Origin of the sequence: Marinitoga sp. 1155, assembly GCF_001021175.1 — a bacterium.
GTDB lineage: Bacteria > Thermotogota > Thermotogae > Petrotogales > Petrotogaceae > Marinitoga.
This window is the reverse complement of record NZ_AZAX01000011.1, coordinates 78538-98782: the sequence shown is the minus strand read 5'-3', so window position 1 is coordinate 98782 and position 20245 is coordinate 78538. Positions and strand designations below refer to the sequence as shown.

Genomic DNA, 20245 nt, shown 5'->3' with positions numbered 1-20245 from the left:
AATTGCAGGAACAGAACAAAAAGGAACAACCCTTTCAGGATTAAAAAAAGCTGTAGAAAGGATAGGATTTGAAGGCATTGGATTAAAAGGTGATTTTGAAAGTTTAAAAAACATAAGAAAGCCTGTTATAGCATACATAAATAATAACCACTACATTGTTATAGAAAATATTAAAAATAATAATATATATGCCTTTGATCCTCAAATTGGTTATATAAAAGTATATTATTTTGATTTTTTGAAAATTTGGAGTGGCATATACTTCAAAATTAAAACAATGAAATTAGAAGGAGAATAAAAATGTTTGCTCTTGTAACGGGGGTATTCTTTTACTTTTCAAATCCACCATTTAGAACTTTTTTCTTTATTTTTTATGCATTTATACCATTTTTTTATTATATAAATAACCAGCTTCAAAAAAGAAAGATATTATTATTTTCTGTATTAGTATCAATAATGAACTCTTCATTTATTTTTACATCGCAAATAGAATTAAAGTATAAATTTGCTGGCTTTTTATCCTTTGTTTTAATAGTAACGACACTTTTTTATTCCTTTGGAAGATTTGTAAAAAAAATAGAGAATTATAAATATAAAACATATCAAAAAATGTTTGTAATATCTTCATTCTGGTTATTTGAGGAGTACTTTTCAAGTAAAATATTTCATGGATTTACGCCTCATCCTGGTATAGCGTTATATAATATAGGAATATTTCTATTTTTTTCAAAATATATAGGAATGATGGGATTATCTTTTATTATAATAGCAACGAATTATTGGTTATATTATCTTTTAAAGAATAAAAAATATAAAATGTTTTTGATAATTTCTTTGTTGATCTTGATTTTACCCTATATGAGAATCAATTCTCAAAAAGATATAATGGAAAATAAAGTAAAAACAATTAAATTGGCAATAATACAGGGAAATATATCATCGAGGGAATATGAGGTATCGCAAAATAACAATGAATTAAGTTATAAGATATTCAAAGAATACATAAATCTTTCATTAAAAAGCTCAAAAGAATACTCGCCAAATATAATCATCTGGCCTGAAACTGCAGTTCATAGATGGATGATACGATTACCAAACTACAGAAATAAAATATTAGAGTTTGTAAGAGAAAATAAAGCTAATTTAATAATAGGAACACCTGATTTAACTCCTGAGGATAAAGAATATAATTCCATATTTATTATTTCAAAGAATGGAAAAATAATAGGGAAATATTACAAAAACAAGCTTGTACCATATTATGAAAAAGTATTTGAAAAAGGAAAAGAATTAAAAATTATTGATATAGAAGATTTAAATATAGGATTCGAAATATGTTTTGAAGTGGTGTTTCCTGAAATAACACCTGAATTAAAAAACAAAGGTGCTGATGTAGTAATAATAGCAAGCAATAATGGAATGTTTGGCTACAGTATAGTACCATATTTAATGTCAGCACATGGAGTATTTCGAGCAGCAGAAAACAATATATACATAATTCAGGCAACAAATTCAGGAGTATCACAAATAATATCTCCTGATGGAAAGATATTAAAATCATCAAAGTTATATAAAAAGGAAATTATAACCTATGAAATACCGATAAAAAAATTAAATAAAACATTTTATTCCAAATATGGAATAAAGTTATATTATTTAATATTTACAATAATAATTGTAATATTAATCAACAATAGCGCGCTATTGAAAAAACAAAGAAAAAAATGATGGGAGGATGGAAAATGAAAAAGGTAGTGATATATGCTATTTTGTTGATGATGTTTGTGAATATGATTCCAGTAAATATTTTTGCTGATTCAAAAGTTGTTAATGTAAAAGTTTTAACTAATGATGAAATGAAAAACATTATTGGTGCTGGTAGTAATAATGGTGGAGGTAATAGTGGAGGTTATACAGGATATAGATATTATTCTATTATAGATGATAATAGTAAAAAGATAATATATAAAGGTCCTGAAACAACTATATCTCCAGCAGTAGAAAATCCTGATTATTATAAAAAAATGTCTTTTACATTTACACTTAATGAAACACTTACACATGAATGGGAAGTTTCTGGTGGAGCTGAATTCCTTAAAATATGGAAAGCAAGTGGCGGATATACTCATAAAAAAAATAAAAGTAAAATTGTATCTTTTCCTGTAACAATTCCTCCGCGTCATCAGGGATATGTTGTTAAATTTAAAGAAGAGATTGAATATATTGTTTATGCTAAAAGAGAAAAATGGAAAGATGGAAAAATAATAAGAATAGATATGCCATCTGGAACAAGAAGAGATAAATTAGAAGTGCTTGCTCCAAGATATGTTAAAATTAACTATTAACGAGAGGTGAAAAAGTGAGAAAATTTATAATAGTATTAATAGTTTTTATTAATGTAATGATTTTTTCGCATAATTTATCAATGAAAAATAAAATATATATTGATCCTATTAAAGTTGATTTAGATAAGTATATTGGAACAAATAATGGTCAGATTTTTTTAATAAAAGATATTGATAATTTAAATATTGAAAGATATAATATTTATAATGAAGAGGTAACTAATTTTTTTGAATTTTTTAAAAACTTTTCTCTACCGGTTTTAGTAAAAAGTAATCCATTTTCAAAACAACCATATTACACCGAATTTTTAAAAGTAATAAATGATAAAATTTATATAATAGATCAGATTGGTGAAAAAAGAAAATTGTATATATTTTCACCTAAAAATAATGAAGAAAAAACGATAAAAATAAAAGGAGAAATTCGCTACACTTCCTTTATTTCATTTGATGCCAGGGATAACGATATTTTTTTAATTAATGAAGAAGGATATTTATATTATTATAATATAAATAATGGAGTAAGTAAAAAAGGAAATGGTTTTCCTAATAAAAACAAAATAATGATTGTAAATAATAATGTCTATGTTATTGTATATGATACAACTTTTAAATATCCGCATATAAGTATAATAAAATATGATTTTGATTTAAATATTAAAAACTTTAGCAACAGAGAATATTCGGTAATAGAAACACAGTTTGATTTTATATCAGAAAATGAAGAAAGAGAAATATATAGTAGTTTTATCGAAGATTATATAAAAATCACAAAATTTAAAAATTATATAATAATAATGGATGAAAAGAATTTTTATATAATAGACACAAGAACAGATGAAAAAGGATACTCAAAACTATTTAAAAAAATACCGATAAAAGAAGTGATCGATAAAAAAGTGGGAAGTATAAACAATTTAATACTAGATTCGGATGAAAAAAATATATATCTTATAAACAAAGAAAATTATATACTATATGTTCTAAGTTTAGATATTTAAAAAATATGGAGGAGTTATCAACTCCTCCATATAATAATGAAGGGTGGTAAGACATGAAAAGGATAATAATATTTTTTTATACAATATTGTGTATAACTATATTTTCTAACAATGGAGAATATTTTAAGAAATATTTTTTAAAAATATTTAATGGAAAAGATTTTCAAGTAGTATTAGAAAACGAGAAAACAGAATTTTATGAATTATCGAATTTTTCCATATACACTAATTATCCTTATAATGATAGATTTTATGGTAATTTAAATGCCGGAATAAAATTAAAAATTTTTGATTATTCAATGATAATAGAAAATAAAATATTGGAACATCGCAATAAAATTAATATTGCAAATATCGAAGCAAGAAAAATGAATTATCAATATATAAAACTTAGGGTGAAAGGATGGTAAGAAAATGAAAAAATATATAATCCTATACTTTTTTTTAGTTGCAATGTTGGTAATTATATTTCCTCATGAATTAAAATATTATTTTAGAGAAATAAAACCATTAAATTTAAAACCAATATATACAATAGCAACAGACAAAAAATATAAATTTGATGATGGTTCAGATATTTCAGAAGAAGAGATTATTACTATACCGAAAGAAATAATAAATGAATATTTTCCATTATCTTCTATGTATTGGATAGTTAGCGAAGATGGTAATAATATATATATTTTTAAAGGAGTAGTTGTATCATATGGAATGCCCGTTGATTATTTAGATTTAAAAGAACGTAAAGCCTTTGTTTATGTTATCAATCTAAAAACTAAAAAAATAAAAAAAATACAAATTAAAAAATTTGCACCACCACCATTTGCAGAAGGACTTGCTGTTAGAGATATAAAAGAAAAAAATGGGAAAATATACTTTTTTACAAACAGTGGAATAAGCGTATTTAACAAAGATTTTAAAATGATAGATTTTTATATTTTTGAAGATATTGCAAACCTTATTTCCAAGAAAACAAAAGAAGATTATTATAATAAAAATATTTCTGTAGTTGGATATAGCCACGGAAAGGAAATGATGATAGATAAAAATGAAAATATTCATATAATTAGTAATGTATATGAATATATAAATTCAAAAAAAATTCATAGTGTTATATATCGAAAATATAGTTCATTAAATAAAAAAGAAAAATACTTTGGATATACAATATATGGAATAAAAAAAGAATATGAAATAAAGCAGGAATTATTTGAAACAAGTAAAATGGAATCATTTTTATTAGAAGATAAAGAAATACCATATTTACTGATATTTGAAGAAAATATTAATAATCAAGAATATAATCTTTATAAAAAAATAAACAGACTTGCTTTATGGAAGATTACAGAAGATGGAATAACTGAAAGAAATAAAATTATTGATACAAGATATTCTTTTAGATATGAACAAATTACGCATGCAGCAGAATTAATAGAAAATAATTTATATTTATTAACAACTGACCCAAAAATGGGATACACAAATACAGGAAATTTGTGTTTTATAAAAAAATATGAAATTAAAGATATAGGTTTAGTTGAAAAAAATGCAAAAATATTTTTGAATTTTGGGGATAAAGAACCTGTTCAACCATATAAATTTATACCTACTGATATAAAAATAAAAAAAATAAACAATATACTATATTATTATGTATATGATAAATTTTATGAAAGATTTGTTATATTTAAAGAAATAAAATACCATCTTCAAAAATTCTAAAATACCATTGTTCACAATGCTTTCATATTAGCTTTTTAAAAAGTTTACCTCCCTGGTGTGCAATATAATTGGTTAAATTATTATTTGATTCGGTAAAATCAAACTATACACTTTTACAGGGAGGTTAAATCATGAGTAATAATTCTAAACAATTTTATCTTGATTTTGTCTATATAGTATTAAATTTTTCCTGAGTTTGACGCTTATATTTTTTTAATTGCCTGTGTTGCTGCTACAAGGTCAATATCCCATACTGGAGAAAATGGAGGTGAATAAGCCAGATCCATATTTCTTAGCATATCGACTGTGCCGTTTGTGTATAACAATGAAGTAATTGTATTCAACCTTGGGTGAGTTTCACCACCTACAAATTGTGCTCCTAAAATCTTTCCAGTTTTTTTCTCAAAAACAAGTTTAATTTTTAATTTTTTCGAGCCTTTGTAATAGTGGGCTTTGCTTCCCGATTTAATAAATACAGCTTCCGCATCATATCCTTTTTCTTTCGCCTTTTTTAAAGTTAAACCAGTTTTTGCATATTCAATATCTTCAAATTTTGTAATTAATGAACCAACAACACCTATAAATGAATCATTTCCACCAGCAATATTTTTTCCCGCAATCCTTCCCTGCTTGTTTGCCGTAGTTCCAAGTGGGATATAAACGTTTTCTTTTGTAATAAAATGATTTACTGTTGCACAGTCACCGGCTGCATAAACATCTTTTATATTTGTTTCCATTTTTTCATTTACTATAATAGCACCATTTTTTGCCATTATTAAACCAGATTCTTTTAAAAATGCTGTATTTGGTTTTACGCCTATTGACACTATAATCATATCAGCAGCATAAACGCTATCTTTTGTAATTACTTTAAATATCCCATTTTCTTTTATAATATTCTCTGCAAAAGTATTCAAAACAAATGTAATTCCTTTATCTTTTAAACTATTCATAAACTCTTCATGAATTTCAGGTTCGATTTCACCAAGAATATGGTCAGTTCCCTCTATTATAGTAATATCTATATTATGTTTTTTTAATGCTTCGGCAGTTTCAATTCCGATAAAACCTCCTCCAATTATAATTGCTTTTTTAGGGTTATTCTTATGTATAAAATTTAAAATGTTTCTTGCATCATCAGGATTTCTTAATTTAAAAATACCATTTTCTCCCCAGGTATCAAATGAAGGGATTATTGGAGATGCACCGGTAGAAACCACTAGTTTATTATACGAAACAATTTTTTCATCATTTTGTGATTTTATATATACAACTTTATTTGAAAAATCGATATTATAAGCCTCATGTTCTACAAAAACATCAGCACCTTTTTTTTCTTTAAATTTTTCAGGGGTTAAGGCAATTACAGATTCAGCGGATTCAACATCGCCGCTAATGACATATGGCAAACCACATCCGCCATAAGATATATATGGTTCTTTTTGAAAAATAGCTATTTTCAAATTTTTATTTATCCTCTTTGCACTTGCTGCTGCACTTGTTCCAGCGGCTACTCCGCCTAAAATTACAACATCGTATTCCATTTTTTTCATAACAACACCTCCGTTTATTATTAATATTTTGCTATTAATATTAACATTATCTTTAAACAATTAAGGAGCATAGCTCCTTGAAATAATAACTAATCTATACAAAATATTAATACGATGTCTAAAAAGTCAAATTCACTTAGGCAGCTCGATTGCTTATCCTTAAAATTATTCATTCTCAGCCGTCGTTCAGATTTTTCATCCATGAAAAAGCTTCACTCAAAAAAACGTCCTGTTTTTTTGACGGCTTCCATTCATAATTTTAAGGGCAATCTTCGAGCCTTCGTTTCATTTGAGACTTTTTAGACAACCTAAAATATTAATTTAATATATCGTAGTAAGACAGTAAAGATAAAAAAACAGAATAAGTCAAATATACAATGCTTGGTATATAAAATAATTGATTTTTTCCAAGTGAAGTTTTTCCAAATAGTGAAAGTCCAAACCATTGAATCCCATATTTGAATATTAAATATAAAATCGAAAATATCATAATCATAGATATTAAAAATTTCATAAAAGCTGTAATTTTAGTTGCTCTTATTTTACCCTTTAAATAATAAATAGCATTAAATTGTTCAAAAATACTATAAGAAAGATATAATATTCCAAGAATCATTATATTAAAAACATCAAGTGTGAATTGACTTCCAAGCATACTCTGGATTAGCGGTTTTTGAAAATATATTATACTCATAAGTAAAGTTAAAAAAAAGGATATTAAAAAGTTAAAGCTTGAAAAAATAATTTTCAACCATCCAATTAAAGCATTTCCGGAAGAAATATTTTCGACTATTTCTTTTTGTTGCTTAACGTTATTTTCAATTTTTTTAGTTGATTTAATTTTTTCAGACAATAAATGTTTTGTTTTTCTTTTTTCATTGTGGATTTTTAAAGTTGCCATTTTATCCTCCTATGACTTTCATAAATGTGAAAGCTCTATTTTTTTCTAAAAAACAAAATCTTATTTCTTTTAAGTATAAGGATATTTTTGAAAAATCATTTACGGCTTTTAAATAGGTTTTGCATGCTTTTTCAAATGGATAGCCAAATATTCCAGAACTTATTGCAGGTAAAGAAATTGAAGAAATTTTCATTTCGTCAGCTTTTTTAAAAGAATTAAAAACAGAATTATAAAGCAATTTCTCTTCGTTGTCATTTCCTCCGTGCCATACAGGTCCAACTGTGTGAATGACATATTTAACAGGTAAAGAACCTGCTTTTGTAACGGCAACTTCACCTGTTTTTATTATACCATTATTTTTAATATATTCATCACTTTCTTTTTGAATTTGATATCCTCCTGCTTTAACGATGGCTGCAGCAACGCCACCACCATGAGAAAGATAAGAATTAGCCGCATTTACAATTGCATCAACCTTTTCTTTTGTTAAATCACCTATAATAATTTTTAAAACGATGTTGTTTATTTTCTTTTCAAATAATACTTTATTCATAACAACACCTCCAGGTACAATCATTAGAAAATTAAATAAAAAATAAATAGATAGTACCTAAAATTAAAGGAATTAAAACAGGGAAAAAGGATTTTTTCATATACTCATTAAAGGTAACAGTTTTGTTGTAATTCTTTTCAAGTAAAGATACTCCGACAATATTCTGAACAGCACCTAAAGGAGTTAAATTGGTACCTAAATTTGCACCAATAGCATAAGCGTACCATAATTCATAAGGAGCTCCATTTAATACTAATAATTTAATAACAGGGGCTAATATGAGTGTTCCTGGCACTGCGCTCAAAAATGGAATAACAATCGCAGAAGACCACATAATTACTATCATTAATATTATCGGAGAACCTATTAAAGGGTTAAAAATATTTGCAATCATTTTAGTTACACCGATTTCCTCTAATGAAAAAGCTATTGTAAATAAGCCAGCGTAAAAAAACATGGTATCCCAATCTAAATCTTTTGACATGCTTTCAAAATCTTTTTGGGTTAACAACATAAGTATTAAAGCTCCAAAAGTAGCGATTAAAGCCAGATCTATCTTTATTACAGAATGAAACATAAAACCCATTAAAACAATAATAAATATTGTAACCCCTTTATACATCAATGACTTATTTTCAATAGCTTTTTCAGGATCCATATTAGATAGTGTTTTTAATTTTTCATTGAAAGTTTTTGTGTCTACTTTGTTGTTGAATTTAAACATAATAAGAACTGAAATAAATGATAATGTTGTAATTGGAAGCATTGTAATTAAGAATTTTGTAAAATGAAGCTCACCGATGGAACCTAAAACAATATTAAGAGGACTACCGATTAAAGTACTCATTCCACCGATATTGTCAATGGTTATTGTTAACAGCATCAACGGAACAGGGTTTATTTCAAGCGTATCAGCAACTAAAAATATAATAGGAGCAATAAGCATAATTGTAATGAGATTATCTAAAAATGCAGAAAAAAGAGCGACTAATAGCATTAGCAATGTCAAAACTACCCAGAATTTATATCTGCTTAATTTTATTGCATTAACAGCGGCAAATGTAAAAAAACCACTTTCTTTTAATATTTCTACTATGATCATCATTCCCAATAGTATTCCGAGTGTTTCAAAACTTACAATTCTTCCAATATTTTCAAATTCCAGGCCGTCTACAGGTTTTAATATGAATAGTAGAATACCAAAGAGAAAGGTAATAATAGATTTTTTAACGTTTTTTGCAAAGATAATAAAATAATATGCTACTATGGTTATCAGTAAAACAACAAACGCTGACATATAGACCGCCTCCAATTAGATAGTTTTAACATCATAATTAAACTCTTTTTCTTTAAATTTCTCTTGAAAAATATTTTAAGGTTTAAAAAAGTTTTAAGAGTATATAGCGATGAAAATCAATAATTTTAAAGGTATATTCTTCATAATTTAGTGAAAATGTGTTAAAATATCTATTAGATACGGAGGTGATAATATGTTTGATAACTTTACAGATAGAGCGGCTAAAGTTTTTATCGAAGCCCAAAATGAAGCAAGATTTATGGGACATCCTTATGTAGGAACAGAACATCTGTTATTGGGACTTTTAAAAGTTAGTGGAAAATACTTAACTCAGATTTTTTCGTATTATAATTTAACATACGGAAAAATAAAATCAGAAATAACAAATATCGTTGGAGTAAACGCTTCGCATAATATTGTAGGGTCATCCCCTCAACCTACTCCAAGAGCTAAAAGAATTATAGAATTAGCTTATGATGAATCAGAAATTCTTGGAACTTCACAAATAGATGCCGAACACTTATTGCTTGGGATATGTCGTGAAGGCGAAGGGATAGCAGCGCATGTTTTACGAAGATTGGGTATAAACCTTGTTGAAATGAGAAAAAAATTAGCAGATTTAATGTTAAACAAAAATGAGAATGAAAAAGGAGTATCACCATTTGTTGAAAAGGATGATGAAAGACTTAGACAGAGACAAAATGCGATTAAGCAGCTTGAAGGTTATGGAACTGATTTGACGGATAAAGCTGCAAAAGATGAATTGGATCCAGTCATTGGCAGAGAAGTTGAAATAAGAAGGTTAATGGAAATATTAGCACGAAGGAAAAAGAATAATCCTGTTTTGATTGGTGAAGCAGGAGTTGGTAAAAGTGCTATTGTTGAAGGATTGGCTGAAAAGATAATAAAAGGTGATGTTCCAGAAGTTTTGAAAAATAAATGCATTTTTTCTCTTGATTTAACTTCTCTTGTTGCAGGAACAAAATATCGTGGTGAATTTGAAAAGAGAATGAAAAAATTAATGCAAATACTTGAAAAAAATAAGGATATAATATTGTTTATAGATGAATTACATATGATTGTGGAGGCTGGGGCTGCAGAAGGGTCTTCAATGGATGCTGCTAATGTTTTAAAACCAGCACTGGCAAGTGGGAATATTACGGTTATAGGTGCCACGACTCCGTCAGAGTATAGGAAATTTATTGAAAAAGATCCTGCTCTTGAGAGAAGGTTTCAAAAAATATATGTAAATGAACCGACATATGAAGAGGCAATTGCTATTTTAAAAGGAATAAAATCAAAATATGAAGAACATCATAAAGTAAAATATACAAATCAGGCGTTGGAAGCGGCTGTTAACCTATCTTTAAGATATATTACAGACAGATATTTGCCGGATAAAGCTGTAGATCTTATAGATGAAGCTGGTGCAAGAATGCGATTGAATGCATTGACTCTGCCAAAAAATTTAAAAAAGATGTTAAATAAAATAACGGAATTAGAGAACAAAAAAGAGTATTTTGTTCAAAAAGATAAATATGACGAAGTCGAAGAAATAAAAAATCAGATCAATGAATTAAAGAAAAAATATTCAAAAAAATATTCAGAATGGAGAAAAAACGCGGAAAAGGATATAATAGAAATTACAGAAGAGAATATTTCAGAGGTAGTTTCAGATTGGACGGGTGTTCCTTTGAAAAAATTAGAAATGTCTGAAATGGAAAGGCTTTTAAACCTTGAAGCAGTATTACATGAAAGAGTGATAGGACAGGATGATGCTATAAAAGCAGTATCAAAAGCGATAAGACGCGCAAGAAGTGGGATTAAAGATCCAAAAAGACCAACAGGGGTATTTCTGTTTTTAGGGCCAACCGGTGTAGGAAAAACAGAACTTGCAAAAACAATTGCTGAATATTTATTTGGTGATGAAAAAGCATTGGTAAGAATAGATATGTCTGAATATATGGAGAAATTTAACGTTTCAAGATTAGTTGGAGCTCCTCCAGGATATGTTGGTTATGAAGAAGGTGGACAATTAACTGAAGCAGTAAGAAGAAGACCATATTCCGTCATTTTATTAGATGAAATTGAAAAGGCTCATCCTGATGTTTATAATATATTATTACAGATTATGGATGATGGACGATTAACAGATTCGCAGGGAAGAATAGTAGATTTTAGAAATGCTATTATCATTATGACCAGTAATCTTGGCAGTGAAACAATTAATAAAACCAAACGGTCTATGGGATTTGTGGATGACGAATCTGAAGAGAAAAAGTATAATGAAATAAAACTGTCTGTAATGGAAGAGGTTAGAAAAGCATTTAAACCGGAATTTTTAAATAGATTAGATGAAACGGTTGTGTTCCATCCTCTTACAAAGAAAGATATGAAAGAAATAATAAAAATTCAATTAAAAGATTTGGAAAAACGATTAAATGAAAAAGATTTGCATTTAAAATTCAAAGAAGAAGCTATAGACTTTTTAGTGGAAAAAGGTTTTGATCCAATATTCGGAGCCAGACCACTTAAACGAGCTATTCAAAGATATTTAGAAGATCCATTATCAGAAGAAATATTAAAAGGTAGATTTAAAGAAGGAGACAGAATAATAATAGAAATTAAAAATGATAATATTCACTTTAAAAAAGGAAGAAAAACATCATCTAAACAGAAGGTGCTATAATGGCCAAAAAGAATCAAAAATATTTTGTTTGTTCTGAATGTGGTTATGAAAGTACAAAATGGTTTGCAAAATGTCCTTCATGTAATGAATGGAATACCGCGGTGGAATTCACCGCGGATGTTTTTGATAATACGACTGTACAATCAACTTCTGAAATATTATTTTTAACCGATGATATAAAAGAACCAGTAAAAATAAAAACAGGATTTAAAGAATTAGACGAAATTTTATATGGGGGTTTAGTAGAGAGCGGTGTATATCTTCTGGCTGGTGAACCAGGTATTGGGAAAAGCACGCTTTTAACTCAGCTTTCCTCCAATATAGGAAATGAAAAAACAGTTATATATGTATCTGGTGAGGAATCTGCAGAACAAGTATTTCAGAGATTTAAAAGGTTAAATGTAAAAACAAATAAGAGCAAAATAGGACTTGTTTTTGAAAATTCTATGGAAAAAATAGTTTCATTAATAGAAAAATTGAAGGATAAACCAGATTTGTTGATAATAGATTCTATTCAAACCATAAAATCAGAAAAGTTTTCATCATATGCAGGTAGTGTATTACAGGTAAAAGAAGTAACACGGTATCTTTCTGAATATTGTAAGAAAAAAGGTATAACTTTAATAGTTGTTGGTCACGTAACAAAAGGAGGTATTATAGCAGGTCCAAAAATATTAGAGCATATGGTTGATGCAGTTTTGCAATTTGAACTTGAAAAAACTTCCGGATTAAGAATGCTCAGAATTTTGAAAAACAGATATGGTCCAACCGATGAAATTTTAATGTTTGAAATGACTCAAATAGGCTTAAAAGTTATTTCTGAATATACACAGTATTTTTTAAAAGATTATAAAAATGCATCTGGCAATGTTTTAACTATTGTTAAAGAAGGAAGTAAGTTAATTCCTATTGAAATACAGGCATTGGTAAGCAAACCGGTATATGGAAATCCTAGGAGAGTAACCTCAGGTGCTCCGCTTGATAGACTACTTATGATAATAGCTGTTTTGAGCAAAAGATTAAGGCTACCCTTTGAGTCAAAAGATATATTTTTAAGTACTTCTGGTGGTTTTAAAATATCAGATACTTCAAGTGATTTGGCAATTGCATATGCGTTACTTTCATCTTTATTTGATATTTCAACAGTTGATTCTATAGTTGTTATGGGAGAAATAGGGCTGGATGGAAATGTAAGGCATATTAGAAGTTTGGAGAAAAGAATTGATTTTGCAAGAAAAATAGGAATAACAAATATAGTTATACCAAATTCAAAATTAGAATATAAGGATATAATAAAAATAAAAAATCTTACCACTATGTTAAAAAAATTTTTTTCCTGAATAAGGGGTGATTTAAATGAAACCAGCTTTTGATGAAATTCTCAGCATTCTTGCTCCTGGAAAAAGATTAAGAACAGGAATAGATTTGATTATTTCTGCAAATTTAGGTGCATTGATTTTTTTAACAGATAAGGCAGAAGAACATCTTGAAAAAGGGTTAATACAACTTGGTTTTATTATAGATTGTGATTTTGAACCGGAAAGGTTATATGAATTGGCAAAAATGGATGGCGCTATTGTATTAAATAAAGATGCAACTAAGATTTTATATGCAAATACACAATTAAATCCATCGAGTGATATTCCGAGTTACCAGACAGGAATGAGACATAGAACTGCAGAGAGAATGGCAAAACAAACAAATGAAATATTAATTGCAGTATCAAAAAGAAGAAATCAGGTTTCTATATATCATGGAAGTAATAGTAGAGTTTTATATCCTGAGATAGTAATATTACCAAGATTAAATCAGGAGATAGCTGTCGCTCAAAGATATAAGCAGAGCTTTTTTGAATTATTATCTGAAATAAATATTGCAGAAATGGAGAATAGAGTTATATTATCAAATGTTGTAGAAGCCATCTCAAAAGGATTTATGACTTTGAAAGTTGCAGAAAAAGCCGAGAAATACCTTTTAGAATTGGGTGAAGCAGCCGAAAGTTCAAGACTTGAGATTAATGAAATTTATAGAATAACCCCGAGATATCTGGGTGCTTTGATAATGGATTATTCCATGAATTTATTGGATTACCAATATCCACAGGATTCGTTGACTTTATTTAATGGTTTGAAAACAGAAGATTTTTTAAATATGAAAATAATTGCGCAAAAATTGGGATATGATATAGAAACTGAAAATGATCTGGAAGAATTTTTTGTTTCACCACGTGGATTTAGATTACTTTATTCAACCAGAATTCCTTCAATTATTGTGAGGAATGTTGTGGAAACATTTAAAAACTTAGATTCTTTAATGAAAGCAAATATGGATGAATTAATAAATGTACCAGGAATAGGTAAAAAACGTGCAGAAAGGATTAACAGAGCTATAAAAAGGAAAAGTGAATTTTCGGAGAAGTTATCATCTGAAATGGAGGAGTAAAGATGAAAATCATAACAAATAATAAACATGCAACATATCAATATCATATTTTAGAGAAATATGAAGCGGGAATAGAGCTAAGAGGCTCAGAAGTAAAATCTTTACGTGAAGGTAGAGTTAATTTAAAGGATGCATTTTGTAAGATAGAAAAAGGTGAAATATATTTATATAATGCACATATAAGCCAGTATAAAAATGCATCATTATTTAATCATGATCCAGAAAGACCCAGAAGATTATTAATGCATAAATATGAAATACTGAAATTGGATCAAAAGGTTAAGGAAAAAGGGTTGACTATAGTACCATTGAAAATGTATTTTAATGAAAAAGGTCGTGTAAAGGTTGAAATTGCTCTTGTGAAAGGTAAAAAATTGTATGATAAGAGAGAAGATATAGCAAAAAGAGATTTAGAAAGAAGATTAAGAAAGAATTTAAAGTATGATATGTGAGGTGTATTATGAAAGCAATAGAAATGAAAAAAGTTACCCGTAATTTTGGTAATGTAGAAGCTTTAAAAAATATAAATTTTGAAGTGGAAGAAGGAAAAATTGTTGGATTATTGGGACCCAATGGTGCAGGAAAATCTACTTTGATGAAAATTGTTTCCACATTAATTTTACCTTCATCTGGTGAAGTTAAAAGTTTTGGGATTGATGTTATAAAAGAAAAAAACAAGGTCAGAAACTTTATAAGTCTTGTTTCTGATTATACAGTTTTAGAAGATGAATTAACACCATACGAAAATCTAATATTATTCGGGAAAATAAGTAATGTGAAAAGTGATTTGAAATCCAGAGCGTTAACGTTATTAGAAGATTTTGGGCTTTCTCAATATAAAAACAGATTAACAAAGAACCTTTCTTCTGGAAATAAGCAAAAACTTAATATTGCGCGCTCTTTAATAAAAGATCCTAAACTTCTGTTATTAGATGAACCAACAATAGCAATAGATGTAGAAACTTCGAGATTTATTAGAGAATATATATTGGATCAAAATTTAAAAAATAATAAAACAATTTTAATTTCGTCGCATTATATGTGGGAAGTAGAACAAATAGCATCTGAAATAGCGGTTTTGGTTGAAGGTAAAATTGTAGCGCATGATAAAATGATTAATATAATGAAAAAATTTGAAGATAAGTTTTCCATAATTGAAGTAGAATTAGAAAACGAGAAATATCTTTCCCAACTTGAGAAATTAAAAAATGAACCTGAAATATTTGGATTAAAAATTATTTCTACAACAACAGCTATAATAGAAACGCCTTTAAATATAAAACAATTTGACGAAATTATAAATAAATATAATATAAAATGTATATATAGAAATATGAAAATTTCACTTGAAGATGTATATTCATATATAACAAAAGGAAGATAATGATGGATAGATTGGATAAGTTTTTATCAAATTCAAAAATAGGCTCAAGATCAGAAGTAAAAAAGTTGATAAAATCAGGAAAGATTCGGGTTAATGGGGAAATTATTAAAAATCCCAACTATAAAGTTTCAAACTCTGATACTGTAGAATTTAATAATCAAATAATAGAAGGACATAAATTTATATATATTATTTTAAATAAGCCAGCTGGTTATGTGTCTTCAACATATGAAAATAAAAATAAATATGTAATTCAATTAATAAATCATAAATATAAAAATGAATTATCCATAGCTGGAAGATTGGATAAAGATGCGCGGGGGCTTTTGTTTTTGACAAATGATGGTGAATTAATTCATGAAATAATATCACCTAAGAAAAGGATATATAAAACTTATGAAGTTAAGGTTATAGGGGATATTACAAAGGAAAAAGTTGAAAAATTAAAAAAAGGTATACAATTAAAAGATTTTAAAACAAAACCTGCAATCGTTGAAAAAATTGAAAATAATATAATTACAATAAAGATTTCAGAAGGCAAATATCATCAAATAAAAAGAATGATGAAAGCAATAAATCTTACAGTAATTGATTTAAAAAGAGTGGCTATAGGAAATATATTTCTTCCAGATAATTTAAAAGAAGGAGAATGGATTGAAATTAGAAAACCAGATATTTTCAACAACAGTTCCCCAGAATAGAAAATAACCAAATGCGATTTTATTCTTTCTTTCAAAGATTAATGAAACAATAACAGAAAAAATTATTATATAAAACACATCAATACCATAAATTAAACCGAGACCTGATAAAAGTTTAACATCTCCAAAACCTAACTTTTTATTTTTCGCATATTGAAATAATATAAAAAACAGAAAGATGCTTATTAATATATTAAGAATGTTTGTATTTATTAAACCGTATAAAATTATTGTGTAATTTAATATGTCTGGGATATAAAGTGTATTATAATCAACAAATGCAATTAAACCAAGTAACAATATTATAATATTAAAATTTCCAAAAAATAGTACAAAAAGAACTCCCGACATAATCGGGAGCAATATTTTTTTATTTTTAAAAAACGATGATGTAAAAAGTTCAATGTCTTCTTTAATCCATGAGAATACTTTTTTCATTTTCATCAAGCATTTCATCTAAAATATTTTTCATTCCGTAGTAATACCATGGAAATTTTTCTTTAATTTCTCTAATTATTAGTTTAGCTTCTTCTTTCTTTCCTGATTTTAAAAATGGTATGGTCAATAAAATTTTAAAGTGTTCATACTCTTTGTTTTTATATAAAAATTTACTGATAAATTTTTCAACATTTTCATATTTTTTATTCTGAAACATTATTTTTGCCCATATTTCAACATCACTTACATATTCTGGCTGGGATTTGGAAATTTCTTCTTTTAATTCGTCTGCTTCAATATTTCTACTTAATTTTCTATAAATTTCGATTAATTCATATTTTGCTAAAATACTTTTTGGATATTTATTTAAGAACTTTTCTAAAATTCTTGCAGCTTTTTTGAAATTTTTACATTGCCTGTAAGCGTCAGCTATCATAAAATAAGTAACAGAGTTTTCTGGCATTAATTCTACTTCCTTCATCCATATTTCAGCAGCTTTTTCATATTCCCCGAGATTAAAATACGTTTCTCCCAATTCAGATAATGCAGCAACATTCCAAGGATCTTGTTTAACAGCTAATTCTAAATATTTTTTTCCTTCCTCTAAATTTCCTTCTTCAATTAAAACAGACCCCAATATTTCATAAGCTGGTGTATAATTTGGATCTATATCTATCATAAATTTCACAATCTTTTTTAGTTCGTCGAAATTATGATGATCAGCATAGTCCAGAATAATATCGTAGAGTTCATTTAAAGTAGCATGGTTAAAATCACCAGGAGTTAAATTAAATTCATTAAGGTAAGAAAGAAATTCGGAGAATATAAAAGGTTTAGTAACAAAATTTGAAGAAATTCCAGGAATATTTTCTGAAATAAATTTAATTTTTTTTGCTTCTGACATCAATTTATTTTTTGATTTTAAATCAGCCATCATTAAATCTAAATCACCTTCATACATAACATCTGCCAATATTACAGGAAAAACTGTATTTGTATTTATTTCAATCTTTTCACCGTTTAATTCTAAAATAGCCACTGTTTCCACGGATATCTCCTCCTATATTTAATATAGTTGTAATTTTATTTTATCATTTTTTACATAGAATAATAAATGTTATAAGTCTTTGTCAAATAGTATAATGTTAAGTAAGAGTTAAATATCTATAATTATTTTAAAATTTCTTAGTATTCTAGATGGTTTATAAAATCTTTATAAATTATAAGGTGGTTAGAAAATGCGGTTTTTAAAAAATTCTATGATTTTCATTCTAATAATAATATTTTATGCTTTTATTATTGAGCCGTTTTCCATAAAAAAAAGTTACCTGAATATAAAATTATCAGAATTAAATTTTAAAGAAAAATTTTTGAATGAAAAAAATATTAATATAAAAATAGTACATATTACAGACCTTCATATGTATAAATACATATTTTTCCATGATAAAATTTTAAATGAAATAAAAAAGGAAAATCCTGACATAATATTATATACAGGAGACACAATAATAAAAAATACAGATAAAAAAGATTTAAACATGTTTTTTAAAGCATTAAATGAAATAGCGCCTGTTTATGCTGTTTATGGCAATTGGGACTATTATGATTTAGATATGATAAATGAGATTTATAATAAAAACAATATACACGTAATTAATGATAATACAATTAGTATATATTTTAATAAATTCTCTTTAAAACTTATTGGGCTACCTATATATAAAAAATTGAGTTATATTGATACAACTCCAGCAAGTTATACCATAGTTATGGAACATATACCGGATACCATATTTTATAATAAAGAAGCATTTGATGAAGCTAATTTAATTTTAGCAGGGCACACTCATGGAGGACAGGTCTACATACCGATTATAACAAAATGGATATTAAAAAAATATGCTTTTTATCTAAGAGGTGAAAAAGAATTTGAAAATAATAAAATTATGTATATAAACAATGGTTTAGGAGCATGGTTTAACCTTAGATTTTTCGCAAAACCTGAGATTTTAGTAATAAAGCTGCAAAAATAAACTTTAAATAATTATTTGCGATTATTGTATACCATATTTTAATATAATTGTTTATTAAAATATAAATACTTTCTTGACTATGAAAAAAGAATATGTTATAATTTGTCAGACAAAAATATTATAATATAGAGGTGAATAACATGAAAAAAGGAATACACCCAGAAATGAAGTTGATTACTGTAAAGTGTGCATGTGGTGCTGAACATCAACTTTATAGCACAGAAGATAATTTCCGTGTTGATGTATGTTCAAAGTGTCATCCGTTTTATTTGGGTGAAACGAGTTCTCAGATTATAGATACTGAAGGTAGAGTACAGAAATTCAAAAACAAATATGCAAAATTTCTCAACTCATAAGTGGGAGGATAACCTCCCATATTGTTATATATAAATTTTTTATTAAATTATTTTATGGAGGTAGTTTTTGTGGCTAAAAGTATGGCATTTGGAGAAACTGTGAAAGTAACGGTTAAAGACATTAAAAAATTCGGAGCTTTTGTTACATTAGAATCTGGAGAAGAAGGTTTTATTCACATTTCAAAGATTTCCAATGACTATGTAAAAAACATTTCTGACTTTTTAAAGGTTGGACAGGAGCTTGAAGGAAAAATCATTGGTAAAACAAAGGATGGTAAAGTAGAGCTTTCGTTGAAAACAGAAGACGTAAAAGAAGAAAAAAAGGATGAAGAGTTTGAAAAAAAACTTACCCGTTTTTTGAGAGACAGTGACAGAAAATTATCCGAATACTCAAAAAGGCTCGATAAGAAAAGAGGTGGCAAGGGTAAAAGATAATCTTTTATAATTTGTGGGGGACATAAGGCGGCAATAGCCGCCTTATTTTTTATTTTTTTGAAGTTGTATTTGAACTTTTAGATGTTTTTGAGCTATTTGAGCCTTTTGAATTACTTGTTTTCGAATCATTTATATAAAACCCACTACCTTTAAAAGAAATACCAATTTTTCCAATACCTTTTTTCGCAGGACTTCCACATTTTTCACAAAATATTTCAGGAGTTTCATTCATACCATGCATTACTGTAAATTCATGTCCGCAACTGTCACAAACATATCTATAGATAGGCATATAAACACCTCCTCTCATAATTTCTTGTAAATTTTAACAATATTATGTTTAAAAACCTTTTCGAGCAAATTAATTTCACAAAACAATATTTCTAAAATAT

Annotated in this window: 22 protein-coding genes; 15 read left to right on the top strand and 7 right to left on the bottom strand. The window is 27.1% G+C overall.

Features of this window, described 5'->3' with window-relative positions; genetic code table 11:
* From X274_RS04680 to X274_RS04655, 6 genes are all read left to right on the top strand, one after another.
* On the top strand, window positions 1-298 hold a 298-nt coding region (locus X274_RS04680; RefSeq protein ID WP_047265648.1), incomplete at its 5' end, for a cysteine peptidase family C39 domain-containing protein.
* Between the two features lie 2 nt (window positions 299-300).
* Window positions 301-1728, top strand: coding sequence for an apolipoprotein N-acyltransferase (locus tag X274_RS04675; RefSeq protein ID WP_047265647.1), 1428 nt, complete (start codon window positions 301-303; stop codon window positions 1726-1728).
* Between the two features lie 14 nt (window positions 1729-1742).
* Window positions 1743-2345, top strand: a complete 603-nt coding sequence (locus tag X274_RS04670) for a hypothetical protein (protein WP_047265646.1) — start codon at window positions 1743-1745, stop codon at window positions 2343-2345.
* Window positions 2346-2359: 14 nt separating this feature from the next.
* Window positions 2360-3346: a hypothetical protein gene (locus X274_RS04665; RefSeq protein ID WP_047265645.1), complete on the top strand. Its 987-nt coding sequence runs from the start codon at window positions 2360-2362 to the stop codon at window positions 3344-3346.
* Window positions 3347-3399: 53 nt separating this feature from the next.
* Window positions 3400-3756: a hypothetical protein gene (locus X274_RS04660; RefSeq protein ID WP_047265644.1), complete on the top strand. Its 357-nt coding sequence runs from the start codon at window positions 3400-3402 to the stop codon at window positions 3754-3756.
* Window positions 3757-3760: 4 nt separating this feature from the next.
* Entirely contained in the window at window positions 3761-5068 is a 1308-nt protein-coding gene (locus X274_RS04655) for a hypothetical protein (RefSeq protein WP_047265643.1), read from the top strand.
* A gap of 203 nt (window positions 5069-5271) precedes the next feature.
* Here the strand turns inward: X274_RS04655 and X274_RS04650 are convergent, their stop codons facing one another.
* The 4 genes from X274_RS04650 to X274_RS04635 all read right to left on the bottom strand — a co-directional run bounded on the left by X274_RS04650 (window position 5272) and on the right by X274_RS04635 (window position 9372).
* A complete protein-coding gene (locus X274_RS04650) occupies window positions 5272-6621 on the bottom strand; it encodes an FAD-dependent oxidoreductase (RefSeq protein WP_052913176.1) in 1350 nt (449 codons plus the stop codon).
* Window positions 6622-6937: 316 nt separating this feature from the next.
* Complete coding sequence (locus X274_RS04645; protein WP_047265642.1) at window positions 6938-7522, bottom strand: hypothetical protein; 585 nt, start codon at window positions 7520-7522, stop codon at window positions 6938-6940.
* A 1-nt stretch (window position 7523) separates the two neighbouring features.
* Window positions 7524-8075, bottom strand: a complete 552-nt coding sequence (locus tag X274_RS04640) for a macro domain-containing protein (protein ID WP_047265641.1) — start codon at window positions 8073-8075, stop codon at window positions 7524-7526.
* A 31-nt stretch (window positions 8076-8106) separates the two neighbouring features.
* Window positions 8107-9372, bottom strand: a complete 1266-nt coding sequence (locus tag X274_RS04635) for an SLC13 family permease (protein WP_047265640.1) — start codon at window positions 9370-9372, stop codon at window positions 8107-8109.
* A gap of 193 nt (window positions 9373-9565) precedes the next feature.
* On the opposite strand from X274_RS04635, the gene X274_RS04630 reads away from it, so the two are divergent.
* From X274_RS04630 to X274_RS04605, 6 genes are read left to right on the top strand one after another with little or no spacing between them, the layout of a single operon-like run.
* A complete protein-coding gene (locus X274_RS04630) occupies window positions 9566-12061 on the top strand; it encodes an ATP-dependent Clp protease ATP-binding subunit (protein ID WP_047265639.1) in 2496 nt (831 codons plus the stop codon).
* Window positions 12061-13401, top strand: coding sequence for a DNA repair protein RadA (gene radA / locus X274_RS04625; RefSeq protein WP_047265638.1), 1341 nt, complete (start codon window positions 12061-12063; stop codon window positions 13399-13401). The genes X274_RS04630 and radA overlap by 1 nt, the downstream gene beginning before the upstream one ends.
* A gap of 16 nt (window positions 13402-13417) precedes the next feature.
* Window positions 13418-14503 (top strand): DNA integrity scanning diadenylate cyclase DisA, encoded by a 1086-nt coding sequence (gene disA / locus X274_RS04620; protein WP_047265637.1) that lies wholly within the window; start codon window positions 13418-13420, stop codon window positions 14501-14503.
* Window positions 14504-14505: 2 nt separating this feature from the next.
* Complete coding sequence (smpB, locus tag X274_RS04615) at window positions 14506-14955, top strand: SsrA-binding protein SmpB (protein ID WP_047265636.1); 450 nt, start codon at window positions 14506-14508, stop codon at window positions 14953-14955.
* A gap of 8 nt (window positions 14956-14963) precedes the next feature.
* Complete coding sequence (locus tag X274_RS04610; protein ID WP_047265635.1) at window positions 14964-15887, top strand: ABC transporter ATP-binding protein; 924 nt, start codon at window positions 14964-14966, stop codon at window positions 15885-15887.
* Between the two features lie 2 nt (window positions 15888-15889).
* Window positions 15890-16588 carry a pseudouridine synthase gene (locus tag X274_RS04605; protein WP_047265634.1) on the top strand — a complete coding sequence of 233 codons (699 nt, stop codon included), beginning with the start codon at window positions 15890-15892 and terminating at the stop codon, window positions 16586-16588.
* Here the strand turns inward: X274_RS04605 and X274_RS04600 are convergent.
* Together X274_RS04600 and X274_RS04595 are read right to left on the bottom strand one after the other, a co-directional pair.
* Window positions 16523-17026, bottom strand: coding sequence for a prepilin peptidase (locus tag X274_RS04600; RefSeq protein ID WP_175419740.1), 504 nt, complete (start codon window positions 17024-17026; stop codon window positions 16523-16525). The two genes, X274_RS04605 and X274_RS04600, sit on opposite strands and share 66 nt — an antisense overlap.
* Window positions 17001-18074 carry a tetratricopeptide repeat protein gene (locus X274_RS04595; RefSeq protein ID WP_047265632.1) on the bottom strand — a complete coding sequence of 358 codons (1074 nt, stop codon included), beginning with the start codon at window positions 18072-18074 and terminating at the stop codon, window positions 17001-17003. The genes X274_RS04600 and X274_RS04595 overlap by 26 nt, the downstream gene beginning before the upstream one ends.
* Before the next feature lie 190 nt (window positions 18075-18264).
* On the opposite strand from X274_RS04595, the gene X274_RS04590 reads away from it, so the two are divergent.
* The 3 genes from X274_RS04590 to X274_RS04580 all read left to right on the top strand — a co-directional run bounded on the left by X274_RS04590 (window position 18265) and on the right by X274_RS04580 (window position 19853).
* Window positions 18265-19062, top strand: coding sequence for a metallophosphoesterase (locus X274_RS04590; protein ID WP_047265631.1), 798 nt, complete (start codon window positions 18265-18267; stop codon window positions 19060-19062).
* Window positions 19063-19202: 140 nt separating this feature from the next.
* Complete coding sequence (gene rpmE / locus X274_RS04585; protein WP_047265630.1) at window positions 19203-19418, top strand: 50S ribosomal protein L31; 216 nt, start codon at window positions 19203-19205, stop codon at window positions 19416-19418.
* 81 nt (window positions 19419-19499) lie between these two features.
* Window positions 19500-19853: a S1 RNA-binding domain-containing protein gene (locus X274_RS04580; RefSeq protein WP_047265655.1), complete on the top strand. Its 354-nt coding sequence runs from the start codon at window positions 19500-19502 to the stop codon at window positions 19851-19853.
* Between the two features lie 49 nt (window positions 19854-19902).
* On the opposite strand, the gene X274_RS04575 is transcribed toward X274_RS04580, so the two are convergent.
* Complete coding sequence (locus X274_RS04575) at window positions 19903-20145, bottom strand: FmdB family zinc ribbon protein (RefSeq protein ID WP_047265629.1); 243 nt, start codon at window positions 20143-20145, stop codon at window positions 19903-19905.
* Window positions 20146-20245: the final 100 nt, after the last annotated feature.